Here is a 17,151-nt window from a genome sequence, read left to right as displayed (position 1 = left end):
CGGACGATCGCGCTCTGTGGCGGCGACGCGACGATGATCACTCGGCCGGACAATCCTTGAGGCGTTGCACGGCATCCTGATCGCCGCGCTGCACGGCCATTGGTTTCAGTTTACAGGCTCCGGGGACGTCGCGAAACTGCGGGTTCTGCGATAGTTTGAGATCGACCAATGCGGCAAGTGCGTCAGGCTCGCCAAGTTCCGCAGCCTGAATTGCCTCATACAGAACGATGTTGAGCGAAGAGATCTGAACCTGTGGATGGCTGGCCAGCAACCGCAGGGCCTTCAGTCTGGATTCGTAATCCCAAACCCCAGCAGTGATCAGTAAGTCGATCCCCTTTGACACGTCGCGTGGCACCAGCTTTCCATCGAGATAAAGCTGGCCGAGCAGGCCACTCGCGCTCGCCTGATGGCGCTGGCTTTGCAAGATCGATAATGCGCGCTTCGGATCGGCCGGGCCGCCCTCGCTATCGAGCAGCATCTGCGCCAGCTCGGTATCGCCTCCCAGATGATCGCGCGCAGCCTCTTCAAATAGTTTGCGGGCGCGCACGGGATCGTTGGGACGCGTGGCTTCAGCCAGCGCCGCCTTGGCGCCAAACGAGCCGCCTTGGGCGAGACGTTCGAGTAAATCCCGGCCGAGGGTCTGCTCGTCCGGCTGCGGGGATCGCGCGAGAAGCCGGGCAAGCCTGATCTGCTGGTCCGCACGGGTGACGTTCTCCGGCAGCGGCAACCGAAGCGCGCGCTCGGTCCAGTATCGTTCGGCCGAGGGGTCCCGCTTTACGATGCCGCCACGGCCATAGAGTATGGCGAGCCTGTTTACCGCTGACGGGTTGTCCAGTTCGGCTGCCTTGATCAGCGCGTGCTGTGCCTCGTCGCGCGCAATCAGTTGCGGGCGATCAAGATGATAGTCCCATGAATTGTGCGACTCATAGATTGCGTAATTTGCCTCGCTATCGTTCCGGGCTGCGGCCTCGCGCAACAGTGCGACCGCCTCGGCGCGCCGTTCATGCGGCAGCGATTGAGCGAAGGCCACCTTGTTGCGGACATCGTCCGGAGCTGCAGCGAATGCTTCGCTGCAGGCGGCCTGGCGCATCCGGTAACGCAGCTTCTCTTGTTGCTCGGGGAGGTATTCGGTGGCGTTCCGCAAAAGACGGCGGCATTCGTTGGCTGCGTTGGCGCCGAACGGCTGAATAGGTTCATCGTGTTCGGCGGCCCCTGTCTTGCGCTGTTCGGCAGGTGCCGAAACGAACAAAGCGATCGCTGCGCCGATGCAAGCGAGCAGTAGGGCCCACACGATTGGGTGCCGCGCTGCGGGCTGGCGGCCACCGTTCATCGGCGCGTTCAAGGCGGCACTCATCTCGGCCCATTCCGGTCGGCAATGGTGGATGTGGTGTTGGCGACATCCTGCGCTAGCTTTGTCGCGCGAACGTGCAAACCGTTCAAATCCGGGGGCAGGCGCCCGTTAACTCTGCCGCAGCAGCAGAGCCGCCATGACCGGATTGTGAACATGCCTGCAGGTTCCTGCTTTGCGGCTCGTCATTTGCATGTCACCATTCGATTCTCAACGGGAGGGCCGCTATGCGCTGGTGTGTCTCGATTGGAGCGGTACTCGTCGCGGGAGCGATGGCCGGCGGCGACGTCGCGAGCATGGCTGCGACAGGCCCGAAAGCGCAGTTTGCCCAGAGCAAGCAGGACCCCGTAGTCGATGTCGAACTGGTGCTGGCGGTCGACGTTTCCTATTCGATGGATATGGATGAGTTGGCGATCCAGCGCGAAGGCTATGCCCAGGCCATCGTCTCCAAGGAATTTCTTACCGCGCTCAAGAGTGGCCCGACAGGCAAGATCGCGGTCACTTATTTCGAGTGGGCGGCATCGTCAGACCAGAAGCTGATCATTCCCTGGCGTGTCATCGATGGTCCTGAATCCGCCGACGCGGTGGCATCCGAAATCATGAAGACACCGATTCGCCGGGCGTCGCGGACGTCGATCTCGGGCGCCATCTACTACGCCATGCCGCTGTTCGATGAAAATGCGCTGCACGGTCTGCGCCGGGTCATCGATATTTCGGGCGATGGGCCGAACAACAATGGAGGACCGGTGACGGTCGCGCGCGATGAGGCAGTCGCGAAAGGTATCGTCATCAACGGCCTGCCGATCATGGCCAAGGAACTGTCCTACTCGACCATGGATATCGAAAACCTCGACCTCTATTACGAGGACTGCGTGATCGGCGGCGCGGGTTCCTTCGTGGTGCCGATCAAGGAGCGCGACAAGTTCAAGGAAGCGATCCGCACCAAACTGGTGTTGGAAGTCGCAGGATTGATGCCCGAGCCGCGCGCGATTCCTGTCGCCAACACGACGAAGGAGCCCCGCGTCAACTGCCTGATCGGCGAGAAGATCTGGCAGGATCGCTGGGGGCGTTAGTTCCCGTTAGCCATCGACCCGCGCAATCGCGTGGAAAAACGTGCCGGTGACATGGCCGCGCCGTCCGCCGCGCTCTGCCATGGGTTCGGCCTGCGCGTTGCGGAGATCGACCAGCGGGTCGTCGCTGCCCGGATCAATCAGTGACGCATAGTGAAATTCATGGCCGCGGATGAGCGATCCCTTTGGTCCGATCGGACTGTCGGATAGCAATCGCGCCTCGCGATAGCCGAGATGCAAGTGCCGCTTGTGGAAACTCGTCGTGTGGCTGAGCAGCCCCGTCATCGCATGCCGGTTGCCGTCGGCATCCTCCAGGCCTTCACCGAGCACCATATAGCCGCCGCACTCGCCATGGACCGAACGTGTCTGTGCGAAGCGCACCAGCCCGTCGCGGAATTTTTGCGCCGAGGCAAGCGTCGCCACGTGAAGTTCGGGATAACCGCCTGGCAGCCAGCAGCTATCGCAATCGTCCGGGGGAGCTTCATTGGCTAGCGGGGAGAAGCGCAGGATCTCCGCGCCTGCGTTGCGCCAGCCATCGATCAGGTGCGGATAGATGAAAGTGAATGCGGCATCGACGGCAAGCGCAATGCGCTGACCAGGCGGTGGCAATGCTGGCGTGGCATTGAGCGTGGGCTCCCGCTCGATGGGGGCGGCCAGCGCGATGATGGCATCGAGATCGAGGTGCTTCTCCGCCATGTCGGCGAGTACGTCCATCCGCGTGGCAAGGTCGCCGTGTTCGCCAGCCTGGATGAGGCCGAGATGACGCTCTGGCAGCGCCAGTGCGGCATCCCGCGGAATGGCGCCGACGACGGGGATGCCGAGCGGCGCGATGGCGTCCGTGATAAGGCGGCGGTGGCGATCGCTGCCGACGCGGTTCAGGATCACACCGGCGACGCGGACGTCGGGACGATGACTGGCAAAGCCGCGCACCATAGCGGCGGCGGATTGCGATTGCGCGGTCACGTCGAGCACCAGCAGCACCGGCAACTTGAACCGCGCGGCGATGCTGGCGCTGCTGCCGTCTCGGTCGGCGACGCTGGGCACACCGTCGAACAGGCCCATGACGCCTTCGACCACCAGCAGATCGGCGGCTTCGGTGGTGCCAGCCATCAGCGCCTGCAGCAGCGAGGGCGGCATGGTCCAGCTATCGAGATTGATGCAGGGAGCGCCGGTGGCGACCGCGTGAAAGGCAGGGTCGATATAATCGGGCCCGGCCTTGGCCGCGCGCAGCACCATACCGCGCCGCGCCAGCGCGGCGAGCAGGCCGAGCGTGACGGTCGTCTTGCCCGCACCGGATCGGGCTGCGGAGATCAGCAGGCCGGCGGTCATGATGGATGAACTTGCGACATCGCGGCGGATTACCGCGGCGACTGCGATGCCGCAAGGGCGAGGTCTAGGCCGACGCCTTTTCGCTCTTCGGCCAGTACTTGTCCCGCAAATGGCGCTTCACCAGTTTGCCGGTCGGCGTGCGTGGCAGTTCGGCCTCGAAGTCGATGCTCTTGGGGCATTTGATCGGGGACAGATGCTTGCGGCAGTACAAGATCAATTCGGCCTCCAGCGCCTTGCCGGCGCGGCTCATGTCGTGCGGCTGCACCACGGCCTTGACCTCTTCGCCCATCTCCTCGTTCGGCACGCCGAACACCGCAACATCGGCGATGTCCGGATGGGTGATGAGAATGTCCTCGGTCTCCTGCGGGTAGATGTTCACACCGCCGGAAATGATCATGTAGGACTTGCGGTCGGTGAGGTATAGGAAGCCTTCGTCATCGAGATAGCCGACATCGCCGAGGGTAGACCAGCCGCGCGCGTTATAGGCGCGCTTCGTCTTCTCGGGATCGTTGTGATAGCTGAACTGCGGCGTATCGGCGAAATACACCGTGCCGATTTCGCCGGTCGGCGCTTCCTGGTCTTCTTCATTGACGATCTTGACGCTGCCGACCACGGCCTTGCCGACAGTCCCGCGATGCGAGAGCCATTGCTGCGAATTCGACACGGTGACGCCGTTGCCTTCGGAACCGGCGTAATATTCGATCAGGATCGGTCCCCACCAGTCGATCATGCGCGCCTTGACGTCGACGGGGCAGGGGGCTGCGGCATGGATCGCGCCGTTCAATGAAGAGACGTCGTATTTCAAACGGACTTCATCAGGCAGCTTCAGCATGCGCACGAACATGGTCGGCACCAGCTGCGACTGGGTGATCTTGTGCTTTTCGACAAGCTTGAGGAATTCCTCGGCGTCGAAATGCTCCATGATCACCGACGTGCCGCCGAGCGTGATGGCCATCATGTTAAAACGTAACGGAGCCGCGTGATACAGCGGCGCCGGTGACAGATAGATCGAGTCCGATGTCATGCCGCACATGTTCGCGCAGAGCAGCTTCAGGAACGGATTCGGCACGTCGATCGGATTGTTCTCCGAGGCGCGCTTGATGCCCTTGGGGCGGCCCGTCGTGCCCGACGAATACAGCATGTCGTAGCCGGCAACCTCGTCGGCAATCGGCGTAGCGGGCTGAGCGGCGAGGGCACTATTCCAGTCGCGGAAACCGGTGCGCGAACCGTCGACGATATAGAACATCGGCTCCGCCGTGTTGGTGATCAGCGGTGCAACCACATCGGCGCATTTCTCGGAGGTGATGACAACCCGTGCGCCGCAGTCTTTCACGATATAGGCGATCTCGTCCTGCGTGAGGTAGCGGCTGATCGCCGTGTAATAGAGCCCGGCGCGCTGTGCGGCCCAGCAGATCTCCATGAAGTCGAGCCGGTTCTCCATCAGTAGCGCAACATGATCGCCGGCCTTGAGTCCCAGCGAGCGAAACAACTGCGCGCCGCGGTTGGAGCGTTCGTCGAGTTCGCGATAGGTGAGCGCCTGACCGGAGCCGGCCATGCGGTAGGCAATCTTGTCGGGATTGGTCTTCGCGTGAATCGACGGATGCGTCATGGAGAATTCCTTGGTGTTTCCTCGAAGACCGGCGGATTTTTCCGCTCGTGGTGTGGTTTAGTTTTCTTAAGTCCCCTCTCCCCTTGTGGGAGAGGGTGCCTGAGCGAAGCGAAAGCGGGAGAGGGGTATGGCTAGACGCGGGCCCTCTCCCGTCTCGAACCCGCTTCGCGTGTTCGATCCACCCTCTCCCACGTCGCGCTGCTACGCAGCGTTAGGGGAGAAGGGAAGAAAATTACAACCTCTCCACGATCGTCACATTGGCCATGCCGCCGCCTTCGCACATGGTCTGCAGCCCGTAGCGCTTGCCCGTCTGCTGAAGTGCATGGACCAGCGTGGTCATCAGCTTGGTGCCGGAGCCGCCGAGCGGATGGCCGAGCGCGATGGCGCCGCCATTGACGTTGAGGCGCTTCGGATCGGCGCCGGTGGCTTTCAGCCAAGCGGTCGGGATCGAGGCGAAGGCTTCGTTGACTTCGAACAGGTCGATGTCGTCGATCTTCATCCCGGCCTTTTCGAGCGCGCGCTTGGTGGCGGGCAGGGGCGCTTCCAGCATGATCACGGGATCGCCGCCCATCATGGTCATGTGGTGGATGCGCGCCAGCGGCTTGATGCCGAGTTGCTTGAGGCCCTTCTCGTTGACAACCATCACGCCCGACGCACCATCGCAGATCTGGCTGGCGGATGCTGCGGTGAGCTTGCCGTTCTCGGCGATCAGCTTGACACCCCTGATGCCGTCGAGTGTGGCGTCGAAGCGGATGCCCTCGTCGATATGATGGGTGTCCGTGGTGCCATCGGCGCGGGTGATCTGCAGCGGGATGATTTCGTCCTTGAACCGGCCGGCCTCGGTCGCGGCAATAGCGCGCTGATGGCTCTGGAAAGCGTATGTGTCGAGGTCATCCTTCGACAGTCCGTATTTCTCGGCGACCATCTCGGCGCCGGTGAACTGGCTGAACTGGATGTTGGGATAGCGCGCTTCCATGCCGGGGCTCTTGTAGTGGCCCATGCCGGCCTTGGACGCGAGAATGCTTGGCGAGCCCATTGGCACGCGGGTCATGCTCTCGACGCCGGCGGCGATCACGATATCCATAGAGCCAGCCATCACGGCCTGGGCGGCGAAATGCAGCGCCTGCTGCGATGAACCGCACTGGCGGTCGATGGAGGTGCCCGGCACGCTTTCCGGAAGCTTCGAGGCCAGCACCGCGTTGCGCGCGACGTTGACGGCCTGCTCGCCGCCCTGGCCGACGCAGCCCATGATGACGTCTTCAACCGACGCGGGATCGGCGCCGGTGCGTTCAACCAGGGTGTTCAAGACTGAGGCTGCGAGATCGGCGGGATGCCAGCCGGCGAGTCGTCCGCCCTTGCGGCCACCTGCGGTCCGTGCGGCGGCGACGATATAGGCCTCGGCCATGCGTGATCTCCCCTTTTTGCCTTGTTTGGCGGCGTTTTTCGCGGCGTTGAATGCGCGGGATTTAAGTGTCCGCGGAGAGTTTAGTCAATCGGTCAATTAACTCTTGAGTGCGGCCGATTGTTCGTATTATCTGCGCTCCGAATGGCACCGACTTTGAACCCCAGCACCTCTGTGAAAACCGCCGCTGCCCGTAATCCGACGGCCGACAAGCTGTTGCTCGCGGCGAGCGAGCTGATGATTGCCAGCAACTCCATCGAGGTGTCGCTGAGCGAGATTGCGCAGCAGTCCGGGGTCAATGCGGCGCTGGTGAAATATCATTTCGGCAATAAGGACGGCCTGCTGCTGGCGCTGCTCGCGCGCGATGCCGCCACCGAGATGACCAATCTGGAATATCTGCTGGCGCAGCCGATCTCGGCCACCGCAAAACTGCGGCTGCACATCGCCGGCATCATCAAGGCCTATTACCAGTTTCCCTATATGAACCGCCTGATCCACTACTTGCTGCATGAGAGCAGCAACGAGGCAGCCGACGAAGTATCGAAGTTCTTCGTAGGGCCGCTGCTCGGCTTCCATCGCCGCCTGCTGGCCGAGGGACTCGAATCCGGCGAATTCCGCGCGGTCGATCCGGTGCTGTTCTACACCAGCCTGATCGGTGCCTGCGACAACCTGTTCTTCAGCCGTCATGCCATGTCGCGCGCCATTGGCGTCGGCCCGGTGACCGATGAAGTCTGCCGCGACTACGTCGCCCATATGGAAGCGATGCTGCTCGGCGGAATCCTCACAAACAAGAAGGCCGCCAAGGCCTGACATCACGAGCTCAGAAGAAACGGCCCAAGGAAAACTGCCAAGAAAATTCAAAAACGTCGGGAAACGCCCAAGGAACTAAATTCAAAAACCAAAAATAAGAAACGCCCAAGGACCAGTTCCAAGAACAACAACCAAGAAAACGCCCAAGGACCACTTCTTCTTCTTTTTCTTTTTCGTCGCGACCCAAAATTCAAGAAACGATCAGAAACGCCCAAGGAAAGGCATTATCGATGCAGTTGAAAGACGTAGCCGTATTCATCACCGGCGGTGGCTCGGGTCTCGGCGCCGCGACTGCGCGCGCGATGGCTGCCAAGGGCGCCAAGGTCGCCGTGTTCGACCGCGCGCAGGACAATGCCGAGAAGGTCGCTGCCGAAGTGACGGGCGTTGCTACCGTCGGCGATGTCACCAGCGAGAGTGACGTGAAGGCGGCGCTCGCCAAGGCAGCGGCTGCGCATGGTACCGCGCGCGTGCTGATGAACTGCGCCGGTATCGGCGGTTCGCAGCGCATCGTCGGCAAGCAGGGCGTTTATCCGCTCGAGAAGTTCACCAATGTCATCATGGTGAACTTGATCGGCACCTTCAACTGCCTGCGTCTGTTCGCCGAGCAGCTTGCCACCGCCGAACCGATCGGCGAGGAACGCGGCGTCATCATCAACACCGCCAGCGTCGCCGCCTATGAAGGCCAGATCGGTCAGATCGCCTACTCCGCCTCGAAGGGGGGCGTTGTCGGCCTCACGCTGCCGGCTGCCCGCGATCTCGCCTCCAGCAAGATCCGCGTCAATACCATCGCGCCGGGCCTGTTCCTGACGCCGCTGCTGATGGGCCTCAACGAGGAAGCCCGCGCTAGCCTGGGCGCGCAGGTGCCGCATCCGGCTCGCCTCGGCGACGCCTCGGAATACGGCAACCTCGCGGTCCACATCGTCGAGAACCCGATGTTGAACGGCGAAACCATTCGCCTCGACGGCGCCATCCGTATGGCTCCGCGGTAGTACTTGTCTTCTTCCCCTCTCCCCCAGCGCGGCGTAGCCGCGCGCCGCGGGAGAGGGTGCCTGAGCAAGCGAAGGCGGGAGAGGGCTCGTTGTGGCACCCCTCTCCCAAGTGAGTTTGTTTCTAACTCCTGCGCTGCCCTCTCCCGCAAGGGGAGAGGGCGCGGCAATGAGCGTCGGCAAGGCGCCAACGAGTGAAACGGGAGAGCGCGTGTGTCTAATCCACTGCTGATCGAACACGACGATGGCGTGGACCGGGTGACGCTTAATCGTCCGGACAGTCTCAACGCGCTCCATCCCGTGCTGATCGACGCACTGAACGACTACTTCCAAAGCCTGCAGCGCAATCGCAAGACGCGCGTGGTCGTCCTCAAGGGCGCCGGCGCCAATTTCTGCGCCGGGCTCGATCTCAAACGCGCAATGGCCGCGCGCTCCGGGCAGAATGCGCCGCGCACCGTCACCGAGTCGCTCGATTCTCAGCGCCGTATCGCGGATATCGTGATGCTGATGCGCCGCTGCCCGCAGCCGATCGTGGCCCTAGTGCAGGGTGCAGCCGCTGGCGGCGGTTTCGCGCTGGCGCTCGCCGCAGATATCCGCATCGCCGCCAAGTCGGCGCGCATGAACTGCGCCTTCATCAAGCTCGGTCTCGGCGGCTGCGATATCGGCTCCAGTTATTTCCTGCCGCGTCTCGTCGGTGTCTCCGTCGCCTCTGAACTGATCCTCACCGGCCGCTTCATCCATGCCGATCGCGCGCTGGCTGTTGGGTTGGTGTCGGAAGTTGTCGACGACGGTCAACTCGAAGCCGCCGCTGCGCCCTATGTCGATGCGATGATGACCGCGTCGCCGGTAGGGCTGCGGCTGTCGAAGGAATGCATCAACATGTCCGTCGATGCCGGCTCGATCGAGGCCGTCATCGCCATGGAAGATCGCAATCAGGTGCTGTGCAGCCGCTCGGAAGATTTCGAGGAAGGCATTCGCGCATTCATCGAGAAACGAAAGCCGGTTTACGTCACACGTTGAAGCGTGATCTCACGCACCGAATACAAGGTCCGACAAACGAGACCATGGTTCGACAAGAACGGTTTTGGGAGAAACCACATGAACGCCCAGGCTGCCGCGGTGCTGACAAAGCCCGCCTTCCGCAAGATCCACTGGATGGAGCGCGACATCGATGTCGAGCGCCGGCCGGACGGCGTCATCGTCATGAAGTCGCTGATACCGTTGATGCCCTATGAGACGCATCTGCCGGCGTCTCTGGCGAAGTGGGCCAAGGAGCGTCCCGATCACACCTGGCTGGCCCAGCGCGCCGGCGATGACCGGCAATGGCGTCGGCTCAGCTATGGCGAGGCGAAGCGGACCGCCGATGCGCTGACCCAGGCGCTACTCGACATGAAGCTCGCGGCCGATGGACCGGTTGCGATCCTTTCGGGCAATTCCATCGAGTATGCACTAATGACCATGGCGGCGATGCAGGCGCGGCATCCGGCAGCGCCGGTGTCGCCGGCCTATTCGCTGATGAGCCAGGATCACGCCAAGCTCAAATATCTGTTCGACCTGATCAAGCCTGTCGCGGTCATGGTGCAGGACGGGCCGACCTTCCAGAAGGCGTTGGATGCGCTCGATCTCACCGACATCAAGATCATCCATGTGGCGCGCCCGCCGGCGGGGATCGCCAGCACCGCCTATGCCGACATGGTCGCGACCATGGTTACGCCCACGGTCGACGCATCGCTCGCCCAGATCATGCCCGATACGGTCGGCAAGCTGCTGTTCACCTCGGGCTCCACCGGCATGCCCAAGGCGGTCATCAACACGCAGCGGATGATGACGGCGAATGCCGCGATGATGATGCAGACGCGCCCGCGCGATCCGAACGCGCAGCCGCCGGTCTATCTCGACTGGATGCCGTGGAATCACACCATGGGCGGCAACGCTTTGTTCAACCCGCTGCTGATCGATGGCGGCACGCTCTATATCGACGATGGCCGTCCAATGCCGGGCATGATCGACGAGACATTGCGCAATCTGCGCGAAATCTCGCCGACCTATTACGCCAATGTTCCCGCCGGCTATGCTGCCATCGCCAGCGCGATGGAGAAAGACGATGCGCTGGCGCGCTCGTTCTTCAAGAACCTGAATTTGATGGCCTATGGCGGCGCGCGTCTCCCTGACGATCTCTATGATCGTATGCAGGCGCTGGCCGTGCGCGCCACCGGCGAGCGCATCGTGTTCTATACCGGTTGGGGCTGCACCGAGACCTCGCCGACCTCCACCGGCACTTATTGGGACACCGAGCGCGTCGGCCTGATCGGCCTGCCGTTCCCCGGCGTCGAACTCAAGATGGTGCCGGTGGATTCGAAATACGAATTGCGCTTACGCGGCGTCAACGTGATGCCGGGCTACTATCGCCAGCCGGACCTCACCAAAGCGGCCTTCGACGAGGAAGGCTTCTACAAGATCGGCGACGCGGGCATTTTCGTCGACGACAATGACCCCGTGCAGGGCCTGATCTTCTCCGGCCGCGTGGTGGAGGACTTCAAGCTGACGACCGGCACCTTCGTGCATGTCGGCTCACTGCGCACCGATGTGATCGCTGCGGCGACGCCGGTGGTGCAGGACGCGCTGATCACGGGACAGGATCGCCCCTATATCGGCGTGCTCGCCTGGCCCAACCTGCCGGCCTGCCGCATCATGATCGGCGAGCCCGAGGCGACATTTGCCGATGTGGTGAAACATCCTGCGGTTCTTGCCTGTCTGAAGAAGGGGCTGCAGGCACATAATGCGTCGTGCGAAGGCGCCAGCAGCAGGCGCATTGCGCGCGCGATGTTCATGGTCGAGCCGGCGTCCATCGACGGCAACGAACTCACTGACAAGGGCTACATCAACCAGCGCGCCGGCCTCGAACGCCGCGCGGCACTGGTCGCCCAGCTTTACGCCGAGCACCCCGGCGAAGACGTCATCATCCTCAACTAGACTTTCATCGATCAGAACAGAGTACACCGCCATGAACTTCGATTTCTCCGACGACCAGAAGCAGCTCCGCGATGAGGCCCGGCGTTTTCTCACCGAGAAGTGCCCGCCGAAGGCTGTGCGCGCCGTGATCGACGGCAAGGCGCCCTATGATCGCGAGCTCTGGAAGGGCTTGGCTGACATGGGCTTCCTCGGCGTCGCCATCCCGGAAGCCTTTGGCGGCTCGGGTGCCGGTCATCTCGAACTCTGCGTGATCGCCGAGGAAATGGGCCGCGCGCTGGCGCCGGTGCCGTTCTCGTCCACCGTGTATCTTGCCGCCGAAGCGCTGCTTCTGGCCGGCTCCGATGCGCAGAAGCAGAAGTGGCTGCCGGCGATTGCGCAGGGCAATGCCATCGGTACGCTGGCCCTGTTCGAAGGCTCTGGTAATCCGTCGCCAAAAGCGATCAAGCTCACCGCGGCCAACGGCGTACTGAACGGCACCAAGAGGCCGGTGGCCGATGGTGCCATCGCCGATTTCGCCATCGTCGCCGCACGTACCGGTTCGACCGGCCGCGACAGCGACATTGCACTGTATCTCGTGGATCTCACCAGCGAAGGTGTCGAGGCCAAGGCGCTGACCTCCATAGATCCGTCGCGCAACCAGGCCGAGATTACCTTCAAGAACGTCAAGGCCGAACTGCTCGGCGTTGCCAATGAAGGCTGGAGCATTCTCTCGCAGGTGCTCGATCGTGCCGCCGTGCTGATCGGCTTCGAACAGGTCGGCGGTTCCGACCGTGCGCTGGAAATGGGCCGCGACTACGCGCTGGATCGTATCGCCTTCGGTCGCCAGATCGGTTCGTTCCAAGCGGTCAAGCACATGCTCGCCGACATGTATGTCTCGGCGACGCTGGCGCGTTCGAATTGCTATTACGGAGCATGGGCGCTTTCGACCAACGCTTCCGAACTGCCGGAAGCCGCCGCTGCAGCACGCATCAGCGCGACGCAGGCATTCCAGCACTGCTCCAAGAACAACATCCAGGTTCATGGCGGCATGGGCTTCACCTGGGAGTTCGACTGCCACCTCTACTACCGCCGCTCCAACGCGGTGGCGGTTGGGCTCGGCTCGCTGTCCTATTGGGAAGACCAGTTGATCGAGCGCATGCGCCAGAAGAACGCGGCGTAAGGACCAATCGCGATGAATTTTGATGACACCCCGCAGGAGGCCGCGTTTCGCGCCGAGGCGAAAGCCTGGATCGCGGCCCATGCGCCCAAGCAATATGAAGACGAACTGAAGAAGGCTGCGCTTGGCCGCATTCAGCTCAAGAGTGCGAATATTCTGGAAGTCGCGAAAGCCTGGCAGAAGAAGAAGGCCGATGCCGGCTGGGCCGTACCGCACTGGCCGAAGGACTATGGCGGTCGCGGCGCATCGCCCATCGAGCGGGTGATCTGGCAGCAGGAAGAGGGCGTGTTCGGCAAGCTCGGCGCGCTCTTCATTATCGGTCACGGCATGTGCGGCCCGACCATGATGGCCTACGCCGCCGAGGAGCATAAGCGGCAGTATCTGCCGCCGCTGGCGTCCGGCGAGAAGATCTGGTGCCAGTTGTTCTCTGAACCCGCCGGCGGATCCGACGTCGCGGGTCTCCGCACCCGCGCGGAAAAGGACGGTGACGACTGGGTCATCAACGGCCAGAAGATCTGGACCTCCGGCGCGCACTACTCGGATTACGGCATCCTGATCACCCGTACCGATCCCACCGTGCCGAAGCACAAGGGCCTCACCATGTTCTTCCTGGACATGAAGAGCCCGGGCGTGGAGGTGAAGCCGATCAAGCAGGCCAACGGTCAGGCCGAGTTCAACGAGGTGTATTTCACCGACGTACGGATACCCGATGCGCAGCGCCTCGGCGCTGTGGGTGACGGCTGGAACGTCTCGCTCACCACGCTGATGAACGAGCGTATGGCGATCGGCGCCAATGTCGCCACCGGCTTCCCGGAATTGTTCGAGTTCTGCAGCAGCCTGATGCTGGATGACGGTCCGGCCATCGACGACCCCGCCGTGCGCTCCAAGCTTGCCAACTGGGCGGTGCGTGCCTCGGGCCTGCGTTATACGGCATTCCGTTCGATCTCGGCGCTGTCGCGCGGTGAACGTCCGGGTCCGGAAAACTCCATCGGTAAGCTCGTTGCCGGCGCCATGCTGCAGGATGTCGCGACCTATGCGCTCGATCTGCAGGGCGCGGCCGGCGTGCTGAACGGGCCGGAGGACGCGGAGGTCGCCGGCAAGTTCCAGGCGATGCTGCTGCGCTCGCCCGCCACGCGCGTCGAAGGCGGCACCGACGAGATCCTGCGCAACATCATCGCGGAACGCGTGCTGGGTCTCCCCGGCGACATTCGCGTCGACAAGGACGTACCATTCAACAAGATCCCGACCAAGGGACGATAAGTCAGCCTGTAGGATGGGTAGAGCGCAGCGAAACCCATCAATGTCCGCGTAAGCCCATCGATGGGTTTCGCAAGGGCTCTACCCATCCTACGCTTTCTTTTCTCATTAAGGACTACTGCCATGAACTTCGATGACACGCCGCAGGAAGCCGAATTCCGCGCTATCGCGCGCAAGTGGATCGATGCCAACGCGCCGAAAGAACTGGAAGCCGAGTTGACCAAACCGTCGGCCAAGCGCGCCTCTGAGAAGCGCGACGCGATGCTCGATGTCGCCAAGGCCTGGCAGAAGAAGAAGGCAGATGCCGGCTGGGCCTGTCTGCACTGGCCGAAGGAATATGGCGGTCGCGGCTCGACGCCGATCGAGCGCGTGATCTGGCAGCAGGAAGAGGGCGTCTATGACAAGCTCGCGCGGCCCTTCGCCATTGGGCAGGGCATGTGCGGCCCCACCGTGATGGCCTATGCCTCCGAAGACCAGAAGCGCAAATATCTGCCGCCGCTGGCCTCCGGCGAGAAGGTCTGGTGTCAGCTGTTCTCTGAACCCGCCGGTGGTTCCGACGTCGCTGGCCTTCGTACCCGCGCGGAGAAGGATGGTGACGACTGGATCGTCAACGGCCAGAAGATCTGGACCTCCGGCGCGCATTACTCTGATTATGGCATCCTGATCACTCGCACCGACCCGAATGTGCCCAAGCACAAGGGTCTCACCATGTTCTTCCTGGACATGAAGAGCGAAGGTGTCGAGGTGAAGCCGATCAAGCAGGCCAATGGCATGCAGGAATTCAACGAGGTGTTCTTCACCGATGTGCGGATTCCGGATGCGCAGCGGCTCGGCGCCGTCGGTGACGGCTGGAACGTGTCGCTGACCACGCTGATGAACGAGCGCATGTCGATCGGCTCCCGCGTCGCCACGGGTTTCCCGGAATTGTTCGAGTTCTGCAGCAACCTGATGCTGGAAGACGGCCTCGCCATTGACGATCCCAATGTGCGCTCGAAACTCGCGAGCTGGGCGGTGAAGAATTCCGGTCTGAAATACACCAGCTATCGCTCGATCTCGGCGCTGTCGAAGGGCGAGCGACCGGGTCCGGAAAATTCCATCGGCAAGCTGGTCTCCGGCATGATGATGCAGGACATCGCGATGTTCGCCGCCGATCTGCAGGGCGCTTCCGGCGCGCTGGTCGGCGCCGATGCGGAAGCAGCCGGCGAATTTCAGGCGACGATCTTGGGCTCGCCATCGATGCGTATCGCCGGCGGCACCGACGAGATCCTGCGCAATATCATCGCCGAGCGCGTGCTCGGTCTGCCGGGCGACATCCGCGTCGACAAGGACGTGCCGTTCAACAAGGTCCCGACCAAGGGACGGTGATATCTCTGCCCTCATCCTGAGGAGCGTGCCACTTGGCACGCGTCTCGAAGGATGGCAACAAACTCAAGAGCCAAGCCAGCTCATGGTTCGAGACGGCGCCAATTGGCGCCTCCTCACCATGAGGGACCGAGCCAGGATGTTTCCATGACTGACGCCATCTCCACTCTCGAAACCCTTCTCGCCGGCCGCTACTCCTGCCGCGCCTACAAGACCGAGCAGGTGCCGCGCGAGATCATCGAGCGCATTCTCGCTGCCGCGCAGAAGACCGCGTCATGGTGCAACAGCCAGCCATGGCAGGTGACGATCACGTCGGGTGAAGCCACCAAGAAGTTTCGCGATGTGCTCTATCCCGTCGCGGCCGCGGGTACGCCGAATTCGGGCGACTTCCCGTTTCCGCGCGAATATCGCGGGGTCTATCTGGACCGCCGTCGCGAAAGCGGCTTCCAGCTCTACAATACGCTGGGCATCGCGCGCGGCGACAAGACGGCCTATGCCGAGCAGGCGCTGCAGAACTTCAATTTCTTCGGCGCGCCGCATGTGGCGATCATCACGTCGGACGAGGCGCTCGGCGTCTATGGCGCCGTGGACTGCGGCGGTTACGTGAACAACTTCATGCTCGCCGCCCAGGCATTGGGCCTCGCGACGGTGCCGCAGGCGGCGCTGGCATTTCATTCCGCCGTGGTGCGCCGGCATTTCGGCATGAGCGACGACCGCCGCGTCGTTTGCGGCATCTCGTTCGGCTATCCGGATCGCGAGCACAAGGTCAACAGCTACCGAACGAACCGTGCGCAGTTGGACGACGTGGCGATGTTTGTGGAGTGATCTTTCTTTCCCTTCTCCCCCAGCGCGGCGAAGCTGCGCGCCGTGGGAGAGGGTGGATCGAACACGCGAAGCGGGTTCGAGACGGGAGAGGGGCAGCGGAGATTGCGGCTCCCCCTCTCCCGCCTTCGCTTCGCTCAGGCACCCTCTCCCGCAAGGGGAGAGGGGAAGAAAAGTGCCACAGGCTTAGCGTTTAAAACCGCGGTGCCCGTTTCTCCGCGAACGCCTTCGTGCCTTCCTTGATCTCATCGCCCTGCATGCTGTCCCGCGCGCGCTGATCGGCGGCAGCCTCGTCCAGTTCACCGCGGGCGAATTCGTTGATCGCCTGCTTCATGCCGCGCATGGCGATCGGGGCGTTGCAGGCCAGAATCATGGCGAGCTTGTCGACTTCCTCGTCCAGCGCCTCGGTCGGCACCATGGCGGTGAGGTAGCCGATCCACAGCAGTTCGCTGGCTTCCAGCTTCTGCGCGGTGAGAAACAATCGCTTGGCGTTGTCGACCCCGAGCCGGCTCACATAGCGTTTGATACCGCCCTTGTAATAATGCAGCCCGAGCCGGGCGGCCGGCATGAACATCTCGCAGGTGTCGACGCCGATTCGGAAGTCGCAGGCCAGTGCCAGGTCGGTGGAGCCGCCATAGACGCCGCCATTGAGCCGGCAGATCGTCGGGAGCGCCAGGTCCTCCAGCCGGTTGGCCACGGCCTCAAAGGCCGATCCGGACGAACCTTCGGCCACGGGCTTGGGCGCGCTGGCAGCCCGTTCGGAGATCGCATTGAGATCGAAGCCGGCGCTGAAAGCGCGGCCGGTGCCGGTGAGCACCAGCACCCGGACGGCGCGATCGGCCTCTACGCGATCGAACAGCTGTACCAAGGTGTCCAGGTCGAGCTGGGACAGCCGGTTCAGCTTCTGGGGGCGGTTCAGGCGGATGGTGGCGCGGGGGCCGTCGATGGTCAGAATGGGGGGCGAGGACTGGTCAGATGCGGTTTCCGTCGTTTCCGACATGTTGTTCTCCTTTGGGATGCGAGCGAC

At 62.7% G+C, this 17,151-nt stretch carries 14 protein-coding genes; 9 read left to right on the top strand and 5 right to left on the bottom strand.

Translation table 11 applies throughout. The features are described 5' to 3' along the window. Positions 1-37: 37 nt before the first annotated feature. A complete protein-coding gene (locus tag AC1DUY_RS26490) occupies positions 38-1,354 on the bottom strand; it encodes a tetratricopeptide repeat protein (protein WP_478118197.1) in 1,317 nt (438 codons plus the stop codon). A gap of 221 nt (positions 1,355-1,575) precedes the next feature. On the opposite strand from AC1DUY_RS26490, the gene AC1DUY_RS26485 reads away from it, so the two are divergent. Beyond that, complete coding sequence (locus tag AC1DUY_RS26485) at positions 1,576-2,421, top strand: DUF1194 domain-containing protein (protein WP_092145074.1); 846 nt, start codon at positions 1,576-1,578, stop codon at positions 2,419-2,421. A 6-nt stretch (positions 2,422-2,427) separates the two neighbouring features. Here the strand turns inward: AC1DUY_RS26485 and AC1DUY_RS26480 are convergent, their stop codons facing one another. The 3 genes from AC1DUY_RS26480 to AC1DUY_RS26470 form a co-directional block, all read right to left on the bottom strand. After that, positions 2,428-3,747: a cobyrinate a,c-diamide synthase gene (locus AC1DUY_RS26480; RefSeq protein ID WP_478118195.1), complete on the bottom strand. Its 1,320-nt coding sequence runs from the start codon at positions 3,745-3,747 to the stop codon at positions 2,428-2,430. A gap of 64 nt (positions 3,748-3,811) precedes the next feature. Then, on the bottom strand, positions 3,812-5,356 hold the full coding sequence (locus AC1DUY_RS26475) for an acyl-CoA synthetase (protein ID WP_478118193.1): 1,545 nt from the start codon (positions 5,354-5,356) through the stop codon (positions 3,812-3,814). Positions 5,357-5,588: 232 nt separating this feature from the next. Further along, the gene (locus AC1DUY_RS26470) at positions 5,589-6,761 is read right to left on the bottom strand and encodes an acetyl-CoA C-acetyltransferase (protein WP_478118191.1); all 1,173 of its coding nucleotides are present in this window, start codon (positions 6,759-6,761) and stop codon (positions 5,589-5,591) included. Between the two features lie 141 nt (positions 6,762-6,902). Here AC1DUY_RS26470 and AC1DUY_RS26465 point away from each other — a divergent pair, with 141 nt between their 5' ends. The 8 genes from AC1DUY_RS26465 to AC1DUY_RS26430 all read left to right on the top strand — a co-directional run bounded on the left by AC1DUY_RS26465 (position 6,903) and on the right by AC1DUY_RS26430 (position 16,127). Beyond that, a complete protein-coding gene (locus tag AC1DUY_RS26465; RefSeq protein ID WP_089265475.1) occupies positions 6,903-7,568 on the top strand; it encodes a TetR family transcriptional regulator in 666 nt (221 codons plus the stop codon). Positions 7,569-7,798: 230 nt separating this feature from the next. After that, a complete protein-coding gene (locus tag AC1DUY_RS26460; RefSeq protein ID WP_478118188.1) occupies positions 7,799-8,557 on the top strand; it encodes an SDR family NAD(P)-dependent oxidoreductase in 759 nt (252 codons plus the stop codon). Between the two features lie 210 nt (positions 8,558-8,767). Next, on the top strand, positions 8,768-9,574 hold the full coding sequence (locus tag AC1DUY_RS26455; protein WP_478118186.1) for an enoyl-CoA hydratase/isomerase family protein: 807 nt from the start codon (positions 8,768-8,770) through the stop codon (positions 9,572-9,574). 78 nt (positions 9,575-9,652) lie between these two features. Further along, the gene (locus AC1DUY_RS26450; protein ID WP_478118184.1) at positions 9,653-11,527 is read left to right on the top strand and encodes an AMP-binding protein; all 1,875 of its coding nucleotides are present in this window, start codon (positions 9,653-9,655) and stop codon (positions 11,525-11,527) included. Positions 11,528-11,558: 31 nt separating this feature from the next. Then, the gene (locus AC1DUY_RS26445; protein WP_478118182.1) at positions 11,559-12,686 is read left to right on the top strand and encodes an acyl-CoA dehydrogenase family protein; all 1,128 of its coding nucleotides are present in this window, start codon (positions 11,559-11,561) and stop codon (positions 12,684-12,686) included. Positions 12,687-12,698: 12 nt separating this feature from the next. After that, complete coding sequence (locus AC1DUY_RS26440; protein ID WP_478118180.1) at positions 12,699-13,943, top strand: acyl-CoA dehydrogenase; 1,245 nt, start codon at positions 12,699-12,701, stop codon at positions 13,941-13,943. A 120-nt stretch (positions 13,944-14,063) separates the two neighbouring features. Next, positions 14,064-15,305, top strand: a complete 1,242-nt coding sequence (locus tag AC1DUY_RS26435) for an acyl-CoA dehydrogenase (protein WP_478118178.1) — start codon at positions 14,064-14,066, stop codon at positions 15,303-15,305. 144 nt (positions 15,306-15,449) lie between these two features. After that, the gene (locus AC1DUY_RS26430; RefSeq protein ID WP_478118176.1) at positions 15,450-16,127 is read left to right on the top strand and encodes a nitroreductase; all 678 of its coding nucleotides are present in this window, start codon (positions 15,450-15,452) and stop codon (positions 16,125-16,127) included. A 190-nt stretch (positions 16,128-16,317) separates the two neighbouring features. On the opposite strand, the gene AC1DUY_RS26425 is transcribed toward AC1DUY_RS26430, so the two are convergent. Continuing rightward, the gene (locus tag AC1DUY_RS26425; protein ID WP_478118174.1) at positions 16,318-17,124 is read right to left on the bottom strand and encodes an enoyl-CoA hydratase/isomerase family protein; all 807 of its coding nucleotides are present in this window, start codon (positions 17,122-17,124) and stop codon (positions 16,318-16,320) included. Positions 17,125-17,151 lie beyond the last annotated feature (27 nt).

It is taken from the genome of Tardiphaga sp. P4_G1 (genome assembly GCF_056401215.1).
This window is presented reverse-complemented; position numbering and strand designations above follow the sequence as displayed.